The organism is Amycolatopsis thailandensis (assembly GCF_002234405.1).
Lineage (GTDB): Bacteria > Actinomycetota > Actinomycetes > Mycobacteriales > Pseudonocardiaceae > Amycolatopsis > Amycolatopsis thailandensis.
In genome coordinates this window covers 26058-41903 of record NZ_NMQT01000089.1, presented here as the reverse complement: position 1 = coordinate 41903, position 15846 = coordinate 26058, and the positions used below count along the sequence as shown (strand labels likewise).

At 68.9% G+C, this 15846-nt stretch carries 16 protein-coding genes; 9 read left to right on the top strand and 7 right to left on the bottom strand.

Going from position 1 to position 15846, the window contains the following annotated elements; genetic code table 11:
- Positions 1 to 63 precede the first annotated feature (63 nt).
- The 5 genes from CFP71_RS24285 to CFP71_RS24265 all read left to right on the top strand — a co-directional run bounded on the left by CFP71_RS24285 (position 64) and on the right by CFP71_RS24265 (position 3702).
- Positions 64 to 549: a DUF6187 family protein gene (locus tag CFP71_RS24285; protein WP_093936248.1), complete on the top strand. Its 486-nt coding sequence runs from the start codon at positions 64 to 66 to the stop codon at positions 547 to 549.
- The gene (locus tag CFP71_RS24280) at positions 521 to 1066 is read left to right on the top strand and encodes a carboxymuconolactone decarboxylase family protein (RefSeq protein WP_093936247.1); all 546 of its coding nucleotides are present in this window, start codon (positions 521 to 523) and stop codon (positions 1064 to 1066) included. Before CFP71_RS24285 ends, CFP71_RS24280 begins: the two co-directional genes overlap by 29 nt.
- Before the next feature lie 269 nt (positions 1067 to 1335).
- Positions 1336 to 1527: a hypothetical protein gene (locus CFP71_RS24275; RefSeq protein ID WP_093936246.1), complete on the top strand. Its 192-nt coding sequence runs from the start codon at positions 1336 to 1338 to the stop codon at positions 1525 to 1527.
- Positions 1528 to 1594: 67 nt separating this feature from the next.
- Positions 1595 to 2971 (top strand): MFS transporter, encoded by a 1377-nt coding sequence (locus CFP71_RS24270; RefSeq protein ID WP_167406254.1) that lies wholly within the window; start codon positions 1595 to 1597, stop codon positions 2969 to 2971.
- A gap of 125 nt (positions 2972 to 3096) precedes the next feature.
- Positions 3097 to 3702 carry a response regulator transcription factor gene (locus CFP71_RS24265; RefSeq protein WP_093936249.1) on the top strand — a complete coding sequence of 202 codons (606 nt, stop codon included), beginning with the start codon at positions 3097 to 3099 and terminating at the stop codon, positions 3700 to 3702.
- 7 nt (positions 3703 to 3709) lie between these two features.
- Here CFP71_RS24265 and CFP71_RS24260 read toward each other — a convergent pair whose 3' ends face one another.
- Positions 3710 to 6058, bottom strand: coding sequence for a histidine kinase (locus CFP71_RS24260; RefSeq protein ID WP_093936244.1), 2349 nt, complete (start codon positions 6056 to 6058; stop codon positions 3710 to 3712).
- 357 nt (positions 6059 to 6415) lie between these two features.
- Here CFP71_RS24260 and CFP71_RS24255 point away from each other — a divergent pair, with 357 nt between their 5' ends.
- Positions 6416 to 7036 (top strand): L-threonylcarbamoyladenylate synthase, encoded by a 621-nt coding sequence (locus CFP71_RS24255; RefSeq protein ID WP_005154159.1) that lies wholly within the window; start codon positions 6416 to 6418, stop codon positions 7034 to 7036.
- A 41-nt stretch (positions 7037 to 7077) separates the two neighbouring features.
- On the opposite strand, the gene CFP71_RS24250 is transcribed toward CFP71_RS24255, so the two are convergent.
- From CFP71_RS24250 to CFP71_RS24240, 3 genes are all read right to left on the bottom strand, one after another.
- Positions 7078 to 7764, bottom strand: a complete 687-nt coding sequence (locus tag CFP71_RS24250; RefSeq protein ID WP_093936243.1) for a winged helix-turn-helix transcriptional regulator — start codon at positions 7762 to 7764, stop codon at positions 7078 to 7080.
- Positions 7765 to 7810: 46 nt separating this feature from the next.
- Positions 7811 to 8635: an AfsR/SARP family transcriptional regulator gene (locus tag CFP71_RS24245; RefSeq protein ID WP_093936242.1), complete on the bottom strand. Its 825-nt coding sequence runs from the start codon at positions 8633 to 8635 to the stop codon at positions 7811 to 7813.
- Between the two features lie 166 nt (positions 8636 to 8801).
- Complete coding sequence (locus CFP71_RS24240) at positions 8802 to 9407, bottom strand: response regulator transcription factor (protein WP_093936241.1); 606 nt, start codon at positions 9405 to 9407, stop codon at positions 8802 to 8804.
- 445 nt (positions 9408 to 9852) lie between these two features.
- Here CFP71_RS24240 and CFP71_RS24235 point away from each other — a divergent pair, with 445 nt between their 5' ends.
- Positions 9853 to 10848, top strand: a complete 996-nt coding sequence (locus CFP71_RS24235) for a DUF1702 family protein (protein ID WP_167406253.1) — start codon at positions 9853 to 9855, stop codon at positions 10846 to 10848.
- 79 nt (positions 10849 to 10927) lie between these two features.
- Here the strand turns inward: CFP71_RS24235 and CFP71_RS24230 are convergent, their stop codons facing one another.
- Positions 10928 to 11626 (bottom strand): AraC family transcriptional regulator, encoded by a 699-nt coding sequence (locus CFP71_RS24230; RefSeq protein WP_093936239.1) that lies wholly within the window; start codon positions 11624 to 11626, stop codon positions 10928 to 10930.
- A gap of 487 nt (positions 11627 to 12113) precedes the next feature.
- Here CFP71_RS24230 and CFP71_RS24225 point away from each other — a divergent pair, with 487 nt between their 5' ends.
- Positions 12114 to 12719 carry a response regulator transcription factor gene (locus tag CFP71_RS24225; RefSeq protein ID WP_039924162.1) on the top strand — a complete coding sequence of 202 codons (606 nt, stop codon included), beginning with the start codon at positions 12114 to 12116 and terminating at the stop codon, positions 12717 to 12719.
- 12 nt (positions 12720 to 12731) lie between these two features.
- On the opposite strand, the gene CFP71_RS24220 is transcribed toward CFP71_RS24225, so the two are convergent.
- A complete protein-coding gene (locus CFP71_RS24220; protein WP_093936238.1) occupies positions 12732 to 13829 on the bottom strand; it encodes a carboxylate-amine ligase in 1098 nt (365 codons plus the stop codon).
- A 134-nt stretch (positions 13830 to 13963) separates the two neighbouring features.
- Between CFP71_RS24220 and pip the strand changes: the two genes are divergently transcribed.
- Positions 13964 to 14899, top strand: coding sequence for a prolyl aminopeptidase (gene pip, locus CFP71_RS24215; protein WP_093936237.1), 936 nt, complete (start codon positions 13964 to 13966; stop codon positions 14897 to 14899).
- Between the two features lie 130 nt (positions 14900 to 15029).
- Here pip and CFP71_RS24210 read toward each other — a convergent pair whose 3' ends face one another.
- Complete coding sequence (locus CFP71_RS24210; protein WP_093936236.1) at positions 15030 to 15845, bottom strand: DUF4097 family beta strand repeat-containing protein; 816 nt, start codon at positions 15843 to 15845, stop codon at positions 15030 to 15032.
- Between the last annotated feature and the right edge of the window lies 1 nt (position 15846).

The following is a 15846-nucleotide window of genomic DNA, read 5'->3' as shown; positions in this document are numbered from 1 at the left end:
CCACCGTCGCCGAGAACCTGCGCCGGGACGCCCCGCTGCGCACGGCCACGAAGGACCACGTCCGTGTCTGAGCCCTACGACTCCCGGTTCACCCTGCCCTCGATCGACGACGCCCCCTCGACCGAGGCCGGGGTGATCCTGATGGGCCTGGACGCCGAGCGGCTGCTCGCCGGTGTCGGGCTCGCGCGGCTGGCCGACGAGCCCGCGCTGGTCGCCCTCGCCGTGGACCAGGCCCGGCACGACGCGCTCGACCTGAGCACCGAAGCGCTGGCCGAAGCCGGGATCCTGCGCTGGCGCGCCGTCCGCCCGCTGATCGAAGCAGGTCCGGAGATGACGGCGGCCGGTTCCCTGCGCCGAGAATGGGAACACACCACCGCGCGGGTCACCGCCACGGTGACCGGGCTGGGACCGGCGTCGGTGGCGTGCCTCGCGGCCTGCTGGCTGCGTCGCGACGACATCGACGACTTGGCGAAGTCCGCCCGGCACGGGCGGGCACCGGAAAAGGGGAGCGGTACACACGATGTCCTATCTCGGGTCTTTGCCGACTGACGCCACCTTGCTCCAGGTCTTCCAGAAGTTCCCCGCCCCCGCGTCGAAACTGCTGGACTTCCACGAACTGATCATGCGGGCGCCGTCGGCGTTCGACGCGGGGCAGCGGGAACTCATCGCGGCCTACGTCTCCGGCGTCAACGATTGCCGTTACTGCCATGGGGTCCACACCGTCACCGCGGAGGCTTTCGGTGTGCCGGAAGGACTTCTGGCGGCCGCGCTGGCCGATCTCGACTCCTCGCCCGTGGACGCGCGCATGAAGCCCGTGCTGGCCTATGTGGGCAAGCTGACGCGCACGCCGTCCCAGGTGACCGACGAAGACGCCGAAGCCGTCTTCGCGGCGGGCTGGGACGAAAGCGCGCTGCACGACGCCGTACTCGTGTGCGCCTTGTTCAACTTCATGAACCGGATGGTCGAGGGGCTCGGGATCCGCGCCGACGCCGCTTACGCGCAGACCTCGGGCGTCCGGTTGAAGGAGGGCGGGTACGCCGGCCTGGCGCGCCTGCTCGCCGGATGACTACGCCATCCAGGTGATGAAATCGGCATGGTGACCACAAGCGGTCACCATGCCCCCAAAGGCTCAGTCAGACACGTTCCGTAATCGAAAACGGCCTCCACTACTCCGTTCGACGTCCATGATCGCGGAAGTGGAGTAGCCGACCCCAACCTTCTGGCGTAGGCGAAAAGCACATCTTCACGGTGATGCATGCCACTGGCCGCGAACAGGCCCCGCGAGCACGATTTCCTCATCGAAGGAAAACCGCCGAAACGTCTGGGAGCCACTCGATGAAGAACGCTGTGACCGACAACGTCCGCTCGCTCTTCGCCGTCCAGGGAATCGACACCGGTACCGCGGGGGACCAGGTGGAGCTGGTCATCGACCGTTTCGACCACTGGACCAACAAGTCGCGTGGTGAAGCCTTCAACTGTTTCACCGGCGCCTGTTGTACCGCTCCGCCGCTGGCGGAGGCGAGCTGAAGGAGCCCCGGCCGGCCGTTTCCCGATGGCGGGAAACGGCCGGTTTCGCGCGTGGGAGGGAACCGTGATGAGCACAGCCGGGCCGAATCCATGGCGCGTCCTCGGCGTGCTCTGTATCGCGAATTTCCTCGTGTTGCTGGACACCACCATCGTCAACACCGCCGTGCCCGACCTGATGACCCGGCTCGACGTCGGGATCGGCGAGATCCTCTGGATCCTCAACGGCTACCTGCTGGCACTGGCTTCGCTGCTGGTCTTCTTCGGCAGGCTCGGTGACCTGGCAGGGCCGCGGCGGCTGTTCGTACTGGGGCTCGCGGTGTTCACCCTCGCCTCCGCGCTCTGCGGCCTGGCGGACGACCCGGCCTGGCTCATCGCCGCCCGTGTCGCGCAGGGGATCGGCGCGGCGATCCTGAGCCCGCAGGCGTTCGTGCTGATCGCGGCGATCTTCCCGCCCGCCCGGCGCGGTGCCGCGTTCGGCCTGTTCACCGCCGTCGCCGGGATCGCCGCCATCAGCGGGCCCACCCTCGGCGGGCTGCTGGTCACCGAATTCGGCTGGCAGTCGGTGTTCCTGCTCAACGTCCCGGTCGGCCTCGCCGGAATCGTCCTCGCGCTGCGGGTGGTGCCGGACGCGCGGACCGGCAGACCGCACCGCTTCGACGTCGTCGGCGTGCTGCTGGTGACCGCCGGCCTGGTCGGCGTCGTCTACGGGCTCATCGAGAAGGCGGGGACGGTCGAGGGCTTCGCCGTCGCGATCGTCGCGCTGACCGCGTTCGTCCTCTGGGAGCGGGGGAGAAAGGATCCCCTGATCCCGCTGGGGCTCTACCGCGACCGCGGCTACCGGATCGCCACCGTGCTCACCGGTGCGACGGCGTTCTCGATCGCCGGTTTCCTGCTGGTCTTCGTGCTCCTGACCCAGAACCTGCTCGGGATGAGCCCGCTGATGTCGGGCGTGGCCGCGTTGCCGTGGACGCTGGCGCTCAGCGCGGTCGCCCCGGTCGCGGGGCGGCTGGCCGACCGGTTCGGCGGCCGCTGGCTGCTCGTGGGCGGCCTGGCCTTGTACGCGGCGGGCGTGGCCGCGACGGCGTTGCTGCCGGACGAGACCTCGACGGCCGCGGTCTTCCTCGCTCCGCTGATCGCCGTCGGCGTCGGACAGGGTCTCGCGATCGCGCCCGCGACGACCGAGGCGCTCCGCGCCATCCCGCCGGACACCGTCGGTGCCGCGTCGGGCGTGCTCAACACCGCGCGCCACGTCGGATCGGCGCTCGGGGCCGCCGTCTCGGGCGTGCTGTTCCAGGCCGGTCTCGCCGACGGCGAACTCGCCGCGGCACGCACCACGTTCCTCGTGCTGGCGGTCGTGCTCGCGGCCGCGGCGCTCCTCGCGGTGCGGATCCCAGCCAGGACGACGGAAAGTCACCGACCGAGTACGGAATCCGTAGCCGTGTGACTCGTTTGCCGTAACGCCTTCGAAGTGGACCAAGCCGACTCACCACCCGAACGGTGGAACGCGTTCCGTGCGGGCGTGTTTATGTTGGGGCGCGGGGGCGTGCTCGAAAAGGGGGCGACGCGATGGTGATCAGAGTTCTCGTGGCCGAAGACATGCACATCGTCAGGGGAGCGCTCGTCGCGCTGCTGCGGTTGGAACCGGATATCGAAGTGGTGTCCGAAGTGGCGTCCGGAGACGAGATCCTCACCTCCGCCAGGACTTCTCGCGCGCAGGTCGCGATCATCGACATCGATCTGCCCGGTAAGGACGGGCTCACCGCGGCCACGGAACTCCACGAACAGCTCCCCGAGGTCAGGACGCTGATCTTGACCAGCCTCGGCAGGCCCGGGACGCTCCGCCGGGCCCTGGCCGCCAAAGTGAACGGGTTCCTGTTGAAGGACGCGCCCGCGGAGAAACTCGCCAGCGCCGTGCGCGGGGTCGCGGCCGGACGGCGGATGGTCGACGGCGATCTGGCGCTCGCCGCCTGGGACACCGTGGAATGCCCGCTGACCCCGCGAGAGATCGACGTCCTGCGGCTGACCGCGGAAGGCCGCGACACCCTGGAGGTCGCGGCGAAAGCCTTTCTCTCCACCGGAACCGTGCGGAACTACCTGACCACCATCGTTTCGAAGCTCAACGCTCGCAACCGGGTCGACGCGATCCGCATCGCCAAAGAGTCCGGCTGGATCTGACCGCGAGCTAGACGGGCACCACCGCGCGCAGCCGGAACCGCCCGTCCGCCTCGACCCCCGCGGTCAGTTCGCCGCCCAGCCCGGCGACCCGGTCGGACATGTTCGTGATGCCGCTGCCCGCGGCCTCGACCCGCACCGGCTGCTCCGGCTTCGGCCGCCCGTTTTCGACGCCGTCGTTGACGATGTCCAGCGCGACCCCGTCGCCGATCCGCCGCACGGCGATCTCGCAGCGTTCGACCTTGCTGTGCCGCAATACATTCGTCACGCCCTCACGCAGCACCACGGCCAGCACCGTCCGCACCGTCGCCGGCAGGTCCTCGTGCTCGATCTCCAGCCGCACCTGGACGTCGGCGGCCACCAGGACCGCCTGTGCCGACCGGGACTCCTGATCCAGCGACAGTTCGCGGTAGCCGCTCGCCACCGAGCGTACGTCGGTCAGCGCCTGCCGGGTCAGCCCGAGGATCTCCAGCAGCTCGTCGGAGGCACGCGTGGTGTCGATGTCCATGATCCGGCTGGTCAGCTCGCTCTTGAGGGCGATCGCCGACAGGCTCATCCCCAGCAGGTCGTGCAGGTCGCGGGCGAACCGGAGCCGCTCCTCCGCGACCGCGACCTCGGCGAGCCGCTTCCTGGTCTCGCCCAGTTCGGTCACGAGCCGGATCAGCCAGATGAGACCGAAGACCATCAGGCCCGTGTTCAGGATGGACGCGAAGCTGTAGAAGGCGCCGATGAAGTCGGTGCCGTATTCGAACCGGACCAGCACCACGCTGGCGGCGGTGAGGGCGAACGCCGACCATCCCAGCAGCGGCGGCAGCACCAGCAGCGCGGTACCGGCGAACAGGCTGGGCAGGCTCACCCAGGTGCTCCCGAGCGGGATCAGCGGCAGGAAGGTCAGACAGGCCTGGACGAGCAGCAGCGCGTAACTCTGCCGTGAGCGCAGCCGGACGTTCGGCCGGGCGAAATAGGACAGTTGCAGGGTGACCAGCGCGATGAGGTAGCCGGCGGTGAACGCGATGTACCAGGTGTCCTGGGTGAGCGCGGTCCACAGGTCGGCGTACCCGGTCAGCATGAAGGCGCGGGCCATCGCGGACAGGCCGAAGAGGATGAAGACCGCCGTCAGCGTCCATTGGACGTTCCTGGCGTCGATCCGGGACCAGTGGTCGGACGCCTGGGCCAGCGCGGTCTCGGTGGGTTCGGCCTGGTCGGGCACCGGGAGCTCCGCTTGCAGCCGCCACCGGCCCGCCGCGTCGGGGCCAGCGCACAGCGTCCCGCCGTGCCCGGAGACCTCCGCGGTCACCTCGCGCAGGCTCTCGGCCGTTTCGGCCGGGACGTCTTCGTGCGCGCTTCCGTCGTGGACGATCTCCAGCACGACCCGGCCCGCGCTCTCGCGCACGGTGATCTCGCACTGCTCGACGCCGGTGTAGCGGAGCACGTTCGTGACGCCCTCCCGCAGCACCTTCGCCAGCAGCGTGCGCAGCTTCACCGGCAGTTTGACCTGCTCGAGGTCCAGCCGCACCGCCACGTTCGACGCCGAGAGCAGCGACACCGCGGTCCGCGATTCCTTGTCGAGCGACAGCTCCCGGTACCCCCGGGCCACCGACCGCACGTCGGACAGCGTCCGCTGCGCGATCCCGGTGATCTCGGCGAGTTCCTCACGCGCCCGGTCCAGCGACTTGCGCAGCAGCCGGTGCACCAGCTCGCCCTTGAGCGCGATCGCGGACAGGCTGAGCCCGAGCAGGTCGTGCAGGTCCCTCGCGAAGGCCAGCCGCTGCTCGGCCACGGCCCGCCTCGCCAGTTCGGTCCTGGCCTGGTGCAGCTCGGTGACCAGCCTCGCGAGCCAGGTCAGCAGGTAGACGACCAGCGCGTAGAAGATCGCGGTGATGATGTCGAAGATCGCGCCGAGCCAGGTGTCGTCGTAGGTCCACAGGATCCACGTCGTCCCCGCCATGAACACGGCGAACACCGTCCAGCCGGTCCGTGGCCGGAACAGGAGCAGCGCGCTGCCCGCCGCGAGGGTGGTCAGCGAGCTCAGCGCCGCGTCGAAGTGCAGTGTCGGCAGATAGGCGAGGCACGCTTGGATCACCAGCATGGCCTTCGCGAGCCTGGTGTCCAGGCGGACCGCCGGACGGCTGAAGAACAGCAGCTGGATCGCCAGCACGGGCGCGACGTACAGCACCGCCAGCAGGCCCTGCCAGAAGTCCACCCCGGGTCGCAGGAGCACCGCGAGGAGACCGAACAGGCAGGAGTTGACGAAGACGACGGTGATGATCAGCCCGGCGAGGAGCAGTGCTCTCCGGGGGCGCCGGTCGATCCCGGCGGTACCCAGAGGTTCGGCGGTCACCGCGAGCTGTTCCGGCACAGGCACCCCAGTGGTAACGGAAGACGTCTTGATCCTTGTCGTGCGGCCCTCGCGGCGGAGGCCGCCGCGCGACCTCCATCGCGGTGTGATTCGGATCGTAACCCATGTTCGTTACCCGGGTTGCCGCTTTCGAGGAGGGGAAGAGGCGGATCGAGGAGAAGTTTTCCCTCCGGGGACAGGGAAAATCACCATGCTCACCCGTGCGAGTGTGGGACATTCGGCCCACGCGGAGGATCGCGGAACACGCCACGATGGAAGACATGGGCGGTTCCGGGATTCCATTGTGTACGCCACCGCGTACGCCACGCCGGGCGGGCTCTCGCGGCGGGCGAGGGCCACTGGCCCTAAGCTCGGCGCATGGCCAGGTATTTCGACGTACATCCGGAAAATCCGCAGCGGCGCGCGATCGGACAGGTCGTCGACATCCTGCGCGAGGACGGGCTCATCGCGTATCCGACGGACTCCTGTTTCGCCCTCGGCTGCCAGCTGGGGAACAAACAGGGCATCGACCGCATCCGGAGCATCCGCAAACTGGACGACCGCCACCATTTCACCCTGGTGTGCCAGGACTTCGCCCAGCTGGGGCAGTTCGTGCACGTGGACAACGCGGTCTTCCGCGCGGTCAAGGCGTCCACGCCGGGCAGCTACACGTTCATCCTCCCGGCCACCAAGGAGGTTCCGCGCCGTCTGCTGCACGCCAAGAAGAAGACCGTCGGCGTGCGCATCCCGGACCACGTGGTCACCCAGGCGCTGCTGGGCGAACTCGGCGAACCGCTGCTGTCGAGCACGCTGCTGCTGCCCGACCAGGAGGAGCCGATGACCCAGGGCTGGGACATCAAGGAACATCTGGAACACGTGGTGGACGCGGTGATCGACTCCGGCGACTGCGGGGTCGAGCCCACCACGGTCATCGACTTCTCGTCGGGCGAACCGGAGATCGTGCGCCGGGGCGCCGGCGACACCTCGCGCTTCGAGTGACCGTGCGGGACCGGTCGCCCGGTCCCGCCACGGAGGCGCCTTCAGTGCGTGAGGAGCCCTTCGACCTTCGACGGGGCCGAGGGGATGTGGAACAGCCGGGTGAACAGGTCCAGCATCGCCGGGTCGCCCTTGATGGCGACAGCGCCGCAGGTGAGCGCGCTCGTGGCGTCCAGCTCGCCGTTCAGCAGCTTGAGCATGACCGGGCCGCGCGGCTCGATGACCAGGTCCGGGTCCGGATGCGTGCCCTCACCCGCGGTGATCGCGCCGTCCTCGACCACCGCGTGGACGATCATCTGGTCGCCGTAGCGCAGCTCGAAAGCGCGCCGGACGCCGCGTGCCGCGTCCGGCTGGAACGTCGTGTACAGCGACAGGATGGCGGCGTCGAGGGTGAACAGGTCGTCCGCCGCCGGTTCGGTGAGCGAACGGGCGCCCCACAGGCCCAGTTGCAGCACGATCTGGTCGAGGTCGTTGCCGTACTCGGTCAGCTCGTAGACCACCCCCGCGTCGAGCTGCGAGAGCACCCGGCGCTGGACGACGCCGTGCCGTTCGAGTTCGTTGAGCCGGGTCGACAGGATGCTCGTCGGGATCTTGGGCAGGCCCTGCTGGAGTTCGTCGAAACGTTTGGGGCCGAGCAGCAGGTCGCGGATCATGAGGAGGGACCAGCGTTCCCCGATGATCTCGAGCGCGCGGGCGAGGCCGCAGAACTGGCCGTAGGTGCGAGCGGTCATGCTTGACTCCTCAACTTCCTTGATCTGGTGGCGGGGTGGTGCTGGTTCAGCGGATCGGGTTTCCCTCGGAAAGCAGTTCGCGGTGCAGCTCTCGCAGTTCGGCGCAGGGTTCCACCCCCAGCTCGTCCTCGAGTCGCGTCCTCAGCCAGTGGTAGGCCGCCAGCGCGTCGCTGCGCCGCCCGCTGAGTCCCAGCGCGCGGATCAGCTGGCCGTGCAGGGTTTCGTCGAACGGGTTCGCGGTGGCTAGCGAGCGCAGCACGCCGAGCATCTCCCGGTGCCGCCCGGACCGGATCTCGGCCTCGATCCACAGGTCACGGGCGTTGCGCCGGTGCTCCAACAGATAGACGGTGTACGCGGCCAGGGTCGGTCCACAGTGGATGTTGGCCAGTGGGGGACCGGACCACAGGTCCAGCGCGGTACGGAACGCTTGCGCCGCGGCGGTGTTGTCGCCTTCGTCCAGCAGATCGCGCCCGAGCCGGTGCAGTCGCTGGAACTCCGACACGTCGACCATGGCGGGATCGACGTCCAGCCGGAACCCGGGCGGGCCGGTGACCAGGATCCCGCCGTCGCCGCCGGGGTCGAGGTGACGGCGGAGGTGGTGGACGTAGGTGTGCAGGGTCCGGCGGACACTGCGCGGGGGAGCGTCGTTCCACAGCTCGTGGACCAGGGAGTCGACGTGCACCGTCTTCCCGGGACGGATGAGCAGCATCGCCAGCAGTTGCAGGAGTTTCGGCGTGGTGGGCGCGCGATCGGCGCCGCCGGCGTGCAGTTCCAGCGGTCCGAGCAGCCGCGCGCGCACCGGGTCCGGCTCTCGGTTCGAGGCGACCGGCGCGGCGGCCGAGTCTCCCGGTTCGATGGTCATCGCGTGCATCCCCTGCCCCTCCGGCGGACTCCCCCTCTGTGACGGTGACAGAGTCCGAACCTCCGGGACAGTGCCGGAAACACCGGCGAACCGTGATTTCTCCGTTGCGCCGTATGCGATCGTCACGACCGGGGGTCGCGGAACCTTTGCCGCAAAGGAGAAGACGCGGTGTGGGTCAGAGCCAGTCGGAATCGGTGGCGATGCGGATGGCGTCGACCCGGTTGCGGGCGTTGAGTTTCGTGACCACCGTGGCGAGATAGTTCCGCACGGTGCCCGGTGAGAGGAACAGTTCCGCCGCGATGTCGGCGACCGTGCGCCCGTTCGCGGCGAGGCGGAGGATCTCGGCTTCCCGCGGGGTCAGCGGACAGTCTTCCGTTTCCCACGCGGACAACGCGAGTTCACTGTCGATCACCCGGCGGCCGATGGCGACCGAGCGGACGGCGTTGGCGAGTTTGTCGGCGGGCGCGTCCTTGAGCAGGAAGCCGTTGACCTTCGCGTCGAGCGCGCGGCGCACGGTGCCCGGGCGGCCGAGCGAGGTGAGGATCAGCGTGCGGACGCCGGGAAGTTGCTGGTAGAGCTCGCAAGCGGCGGAGAGTCCGTCCTTGGCTGGCAGGTCGATGTCGATGATCGCGACGTCCGGGAGGTACTCCGCGGCCATCGGGAGGATCTTGTCACCCGAGCAGACCTCCGCGACGACCTCTATGTCCTGTTCGAGGTTCAGCAGAGCGACCAAGGCACCGCGGACCATGTGCATATCCTCGGCCAATAGGACTCGGATCACTCCGGCCTCCTCTTCCCCCAAATGCCCCCAAAACGCGCTAACTCTCAGTGTACATAGCAAACCCGGAAGAGTGAATCTGAATCGCACGATTCAAGGTTGTGCTTTTCCGGGCGACCTGGGCGGGCGATCAGTGCCCTGGTGAGCTGCGGTGATGGCAAAGGTTCGACGTTCATAGAACTGCTATCGATCGATTACTCAGTGTCAGGCCAGGAGACGGTAAAATTGCCACCACGAGTGCTTTCCATTCCTGGTCGAGTACGTTCCACTCCGGTGAATTCATCCGGCGAACGGGTGAAATCCTTATTGTCGGAGTGTGGGGATCGACTGTTCGGCGGTACCGGCGCCTGCCTCGATCGGCCGTCGAGTGGGCGGCCAGCGCGACGTGGTCTCCTCGGCGGGAGCCGAGTTCGCGCGAAGCCGCCACTATCCACAAAGGACGTATGTGATGAGCTCATTGCTGGGTGCCCTCCGACAGGCCCTGTTCGCCCCTTCGCTGGCCTCGGTCGGTTTCGAGGGACGCGGCTTCGGGGTGCCGCCGACGCCGGCGACCGCCAGGCTGGAGTCGATCCCGCAGGCGGTGGTGTGCGGGTTCGAATGGGGGATCCACGGACCGGCGCTGTGGGAGGCCGAGCGGCGCCTGGACATGGTCGAGCAGGAGATGCGTGGCTTCGCCTACGAGGGCGCGGCGATGGCGTTCACCATCCTCGACGTCATGCCCGGCGGCCGGAAGGACCGCACGGCCGAACTGATGAGCGGTCCCGGCCTCCCGCACGTGTTCCTGACCTACATCGGCATCGGGTTCGCGATGGCCCGGCTGCCCCGGCCGCTCTGGAAGAAGGTCCTGCCGGACCTGGACGGGGTGCCGTTCCACCCGACGATGAGCTGGCTGGCCGTCGACGGCTACGCGTTCGACCGCGCGTACTTCGACACGCGCAAGTGGGTCGATGGGCAGTTCGTCCCCAAGCCGTACCCGTGGGCGGACGCCCCCGCGTACTTCCCCCGCGCCTGCGATCAGGGCATCGGGCGGGCGCTGTGGTTCATCAACGGCGCCGACCCGGTGAAGGTCGCGGCGGCGGTGAACCGCTTCCCCGCCGGACGCCGTCCGGACCTGTGGGCCGGGGTCGGGCTGGCCTCGACCTTCGCGGGCGGCTGTGACCAGCCCGGGCTGGCCAGGCTGCGCGAGTCGGCGGGGGAGCATCAGGACGAACTGGGGCTCGGCGTCGTGTTCGCGGTGAAGGCGAGGACGTTCTCGTCGTTCGTCCCCCCGCACACCCGCCGCGCCGCCCGGGCGCTCGCCGGGCTGAGCATCGAGGAGGCCGTCGACCTGGCCGACTCGACAGAGGTCGTCGTGAACGCCGCGGACGGGACGCCCGCCTATGAACTCTGGCGGCGGAACATCCGGGAGGGTCTCGCGCCTTCGGTGGGCCGTCTGTCCGCCTGAGGTCCCGCGGATGTCATGAGGGGTCCCCTTCGGACATTTTTCGTCCGATGGGGACCCCTCATGACACCCGGGAGCGGGGTCAGGCCGCGTGCTTGACCGGCTCCGGGCGGTACCGCAGGTCGGGCAGCGCGATCAGGACCGGAGGGTCGAACAGGCGCTTCGGGCGCACCCGCAGGTCGGCCAGCCGCGCGGTGACGCCCGGCTCGACGGTGATCGGGCCGTGGTGCCCGGTGTAGCCGGTGCCGCGGCGGGTGAGCGGCCCGGTCGCGCAGTGCGCGACGAGGTGCCAGGTGCCCTCCGGGACATCGGTCAGCTGGTAGGCCCCGGGAGCGTCGATGACCGTGTAGCGCACGGGCGCGCCCTCGGGGATGCGTGTCGGGAAAAGACCGACGAAGACCAGTCCGGGCGAGATCTCCGGCGGCGCCGACACGAAACCGCGGACGATCGCCGGCCTCGTCCCGGGACGAGGTTCGCCCGTCAGGCGGCGCTGGAAACCGCCCTGCTGGCGGTACGCGGAAGGAGAGAGCCCGACGCGGCCGCTGAACCGGGTGCTGAAGGTGCCGACACTGTTGTAGCCCACGCGGTGGCTGATGTCGGCGACCGTGATCGAGGTCGTCAGCAGCAGGCGCTTGGCCTCGTCGAGCCGGAGCGCGGAGAGAAACCTGCCAGGCGAGACACCGGTGGCCTGCTGGAACACCCGGGTGAAATGAAATTTGCTGAACGTCGCGGCGCGGGCGATGTCGTCGATAGTGAGCTCTTCGCCCAGTTTCTCGTTCATGGCGGCAATGGCTCGCTCCACGGCTCGCCGGACAGTCTCATCCATTGTACCGTCCTTTCGCTCGAGGAATTCTGGCGTGCTTTGCGGTTTCCGACAGTAGTGTTCGCCGCCGCTTCTCCTGAAGTGCTTGATTCACCGGCGGATATGGATTCATGTGTGCGATGACGTGAAAATTTCACGGTCGCCGTGAGGTGTCCGGGGAGGCCGCACATCATGGGATGACCATGCGAAAAGCACAGGTCGGCGGTGGTGCGAACACTGGATCTTCCTGGTGGGAGGCCGCAAAATTCCTGGTAGCGCATTCACGCCGGAACAACCCGGCCGTGTTGGCGCGGTCCGAAGAACGTATTCCCGCGGCAACACAGAACCGGCCCTTGACCGCGACCCCCGCGGCGGTCAAGGGCCGGTTTCCATTTCGCGGTAAGGTTGTGTGAGGATAGTATTGTCGGCCCGTGGGGCGGGCACAGGCGAAAGGCAGATGGGGTCGATGATCAAGGTCCTGGTGGCGGAGGACATGCACATTGTCCGTGGGGCCCTGGTCGCGCTGCTCGGACTGGAAGCCGACATCGAGGTCGTCGCGGAATGCGCCAGCGGTGACGAGATCCTCCCGCTAGCCCAGTCCGCGCGCCCCGACATCGCGCTCATCGACATCGACCTGCCGGGCAAGGACGGCCTCACCGCGGCCGCCGAGCTGCACGAGCAGCTGCCCGGAGTGCGCACGCTGATCCTCACCTCGCTCGGCAGCCCCGGCACCCTTCGGCGGGCGTTGGCCGCGAAGGTCAACGGTTTCCTTCGCAAGGACGCACCCGCCGACAGGCTGGCCAACGCGGTCCGCGGGGTCGCCGCCGGCAGGCGCGTCGTCGACGGCGATCTCGCGCTCGCCGCCTGGGACAGCGAGGAATGCCCGCTCACCACCCGCGAGATCGAGGTGCTCCGGCTGGCGTCGGTCGGCTCCGACCCGACCGAGATCGCGGCGGAACTGTTCCTGTCCGCCGGTACCGTGCGGAACTACCTGACGACGATCGTGTCGAAACTCAGCGCCCGCAACCGGGTCGACGCGGTGCGGATCGCGCGGGAGTCCGGCTGGCTGTGACGCCGGTCCGCCTCACCGGGTCGGCACGTTCATCGTCGCGTGGGCGAGATCCGCGGCGAATTCACCCGGGGAAGCCGCTTCCGCGAGCAATCGGCGTTGCCGCGCCGCGCCGGTCCCGTGTTCGAACAGCGAGTCCAGTCCTCGTTCGACGTCCTCCGTGTCACCGGCGGCGTCGAGGGCGGGCCGGATGAAGGCGACGAGTTCGCCGAGCAGGTCCCGCTGATCGGCCTCCTCACCGGTGAAGACGTCGACGCCGGGCCCGTCGAGGCCCCGGCGCGCGGCGGCCGTCAGCGCCGCTCCGATCCGCGATCCGCGGGCTCGCGGCAGTACCGCGGTCTCGGCGCAGGTCGCGACCAGCCCGCGTACCAGCGCCGCGAGGAGTACGGCGTCGTCGACGGCCAGGCAGACGTCGGCGATCCGTACTTCCACAGTGCGATAGCGAGGGGAAAGGCGGGCGTAGAAGTAAACGCCCGCCGCGTCGAGCGCGGCGCCGTGACGCAAGGCGTCCCGGATGCTCCGGTCGTAGGCGGCCGCGCCGGGCCATTCGTCGGGCGGTCTCGCCGTCGGCCACCGGTCCCAGATCGGGAAGCGCCTGCTCGACCATCCGGAATCGGCGCCGTGCTCGACCGGGGAGTTGACACTGAGCGCCAGCAACGGCGCGAGCCACGGCCGCAGCCCGGCGAGGACCCGCGCGCCGACGTCCCGCGACGGCAAGCCGACGTGCACGTGGCAGGCGCACGTTCCCGCCGCGTCGATCAGCTCGGGGAACGCCTGGGCCAGCCGCCGGTACCGGGGTTCGGGCGTGAGCGCGTCTCCCCGCAGGTCACCGGGCGGGACCCCCGCCGCCACCATCAGGCAGCCGTCGGCCTCCGCCGCCTTCGCGACGGTCTCCCGCAGCCGGGTCAGGTCCGAGCGCACTTCGTCCAGTCCGTGGCAGATGCCGGTCGCGGTCTCGATCTGGAACCGCATCAGCTCACCGGTGACGTCCGTTTCGGGGGCGAGGTTTTCGAGGAGAGCGGGCGCGCGTAACGCGACCGAGCCGTCCGACGGGTCCAAGAGGACGAACTCTTCTTCCACGCCAAGGGTGAAGTTCATACCGTCAAGCGCCATGGTTCTCCGTTTCTGGTGATTTCGCCGGTATCGATGAATCTCCCCCTTCCGACGCGGCGAAGAAAGGGCCGGTGTGCTGAACTTCGTTGCGGCGAAAGTGTTTCGCGCTCTCACGGACGGTCTAGGCTGGCTTCATGATCGACCTGTATCCGCCCGTCGAGCCTTACGACGAGGGGCTGCTCGAAGTAGGTGACGGCAACCGCGTCCACTGGGAGACCTGCGGGAACCCGGCCGGGAAACCCGCGGTCGTGCTGCACGGCGGTCCGGGACAGGGCTGCACGCCGGGCATGCGGCGGATGTTCGACCCGGCCCGCTATCGCGTCGTGCTGTTCGACCAGCGAGGCTGCGGCCGCAGCACCCCGCACGCGAGCGATCCGGCGACCGACATGCGCCACAACACGACGGCGCATCTCGTCGCCGACATGGAACGTTTACGAGAACACCTGGGCATCGAACGCTGGCTCGTCACCGGCGGTTCGTGGGGTACGACGCTCGCGCTCGCTTACGCCGAACGCTTTCCGGAGCGGGTCACGGAGATCATCGTCAGCTCGATCAGCACGACACGTCCTTCCGAGATCGACTGGTTGTATCACGGTGCCGGCCGGTTCTTCCCCGAAGAATGGGCCCGCTTCCGCGGTGATCTCACCGGCGACCTCGTGGCCGCCTACGCGCGGCTCATGGCGGATCCCGACCCGGATGTGCGCACCGAGGCCGCTCGTTCCTGGTGCGCCTGGGAGGACACCGTCCTTTCGCTCGAACCCGGCGCGACCGTCCACAATGGTCCCATCGGCGAATGGGAACTGGCCTTCGCGCGCATCGTCACGCACTACTACTCCCACGCGGCCTGGCTGGAACCCGGCGCGCTGATCCGCGACGCCGGTCTGTTGAAGGACATTCCCGGTGTGCTGATCCACGGGCGCCGGGACCTGAGCTGCCCGGTGGACACGGCCTGGGAACTCGCCCGCGCCTGGCCCGGCGCGGAACTGCTGATCGACGACGACTCGGGACATCATTCGAGCGACCTGAAACGCGGCTGGAAGCTGGAGGCGCTGGACCGTTTCGCCGGCTGATTCCCGGAGCGTCTCGGGGGCGGATGGTCCCCAATGTGGCATTGGGGACACTCAGCGTCTCCAATGCCACATTGGGAACGGGGTTCGGAAACAGGCGACACGGCACGGTTGCCTTACCCCTCAACAGAACTCAGGCGGCGCGCTGAACGACGATGTCGTCAAGCCGAGTGCGCGCGTACACCTTGACCCCGCCCTCGCCGCCCGCCGCGAAGGAGTTGCGCACCGAACCCTTCTTGCTCTCGGCGTCCACCGACGCGGTGTCCCCGTCGATGCCGACCTCGATGCCGCCGGACGCGTTCACGAGCTGGGCCGCGCCGTGCGACAGCCGTCCGACGCGGATCGGGCAGTTGGCCGCTTTCGCGATGACGTCGCCGTCGGCGCGGTCGATGTCGAAGCTCCCGCTCGAACCGGCGAGGTCGACGCTGGACCGGGCGTGCCCGATCCAGATCTTCCCGGTGGCACCCACGTACTTGACGGCGCCTTCGGCCTCGCCGATCCGCAGTCCCGCCGTGCCGCCCTCGACGTTCACGGTCCCGGAGACGTGCCGGACGACGACCTCGCCCGCCGCCACGTTGCCTCGCACCGCCGCGACGCGGTCGACCTGGATCCGGCCCGATCCCACCTCGAGTTCGCAGTCGCCGAACCGGCCTTCGGCGAGGATCTCCGACCAGGCCGTGTTCAGGACCAGTTTGGAACCGGTGGGCACCTCGATCGTGATCGCCACTGATCCGCTCTTGCCGCCGGCCTTCTTCGTCTCGATCGAGAGCTCGCCACCGGCGAAGTCGACCTTGGTGTTCTCGGCGACCTTCACGTCCGACTTGCTCGTGCCGTCGATCGGCTCGACGAGCACCACCGTGTCCGGGCGGTCGCTGGCGGCGACGCGCACCCGGGCGCCGGCGGTGGTCAGGATGGCGGTGATCGGCGACGGCGTGGTGAAGACGGACATG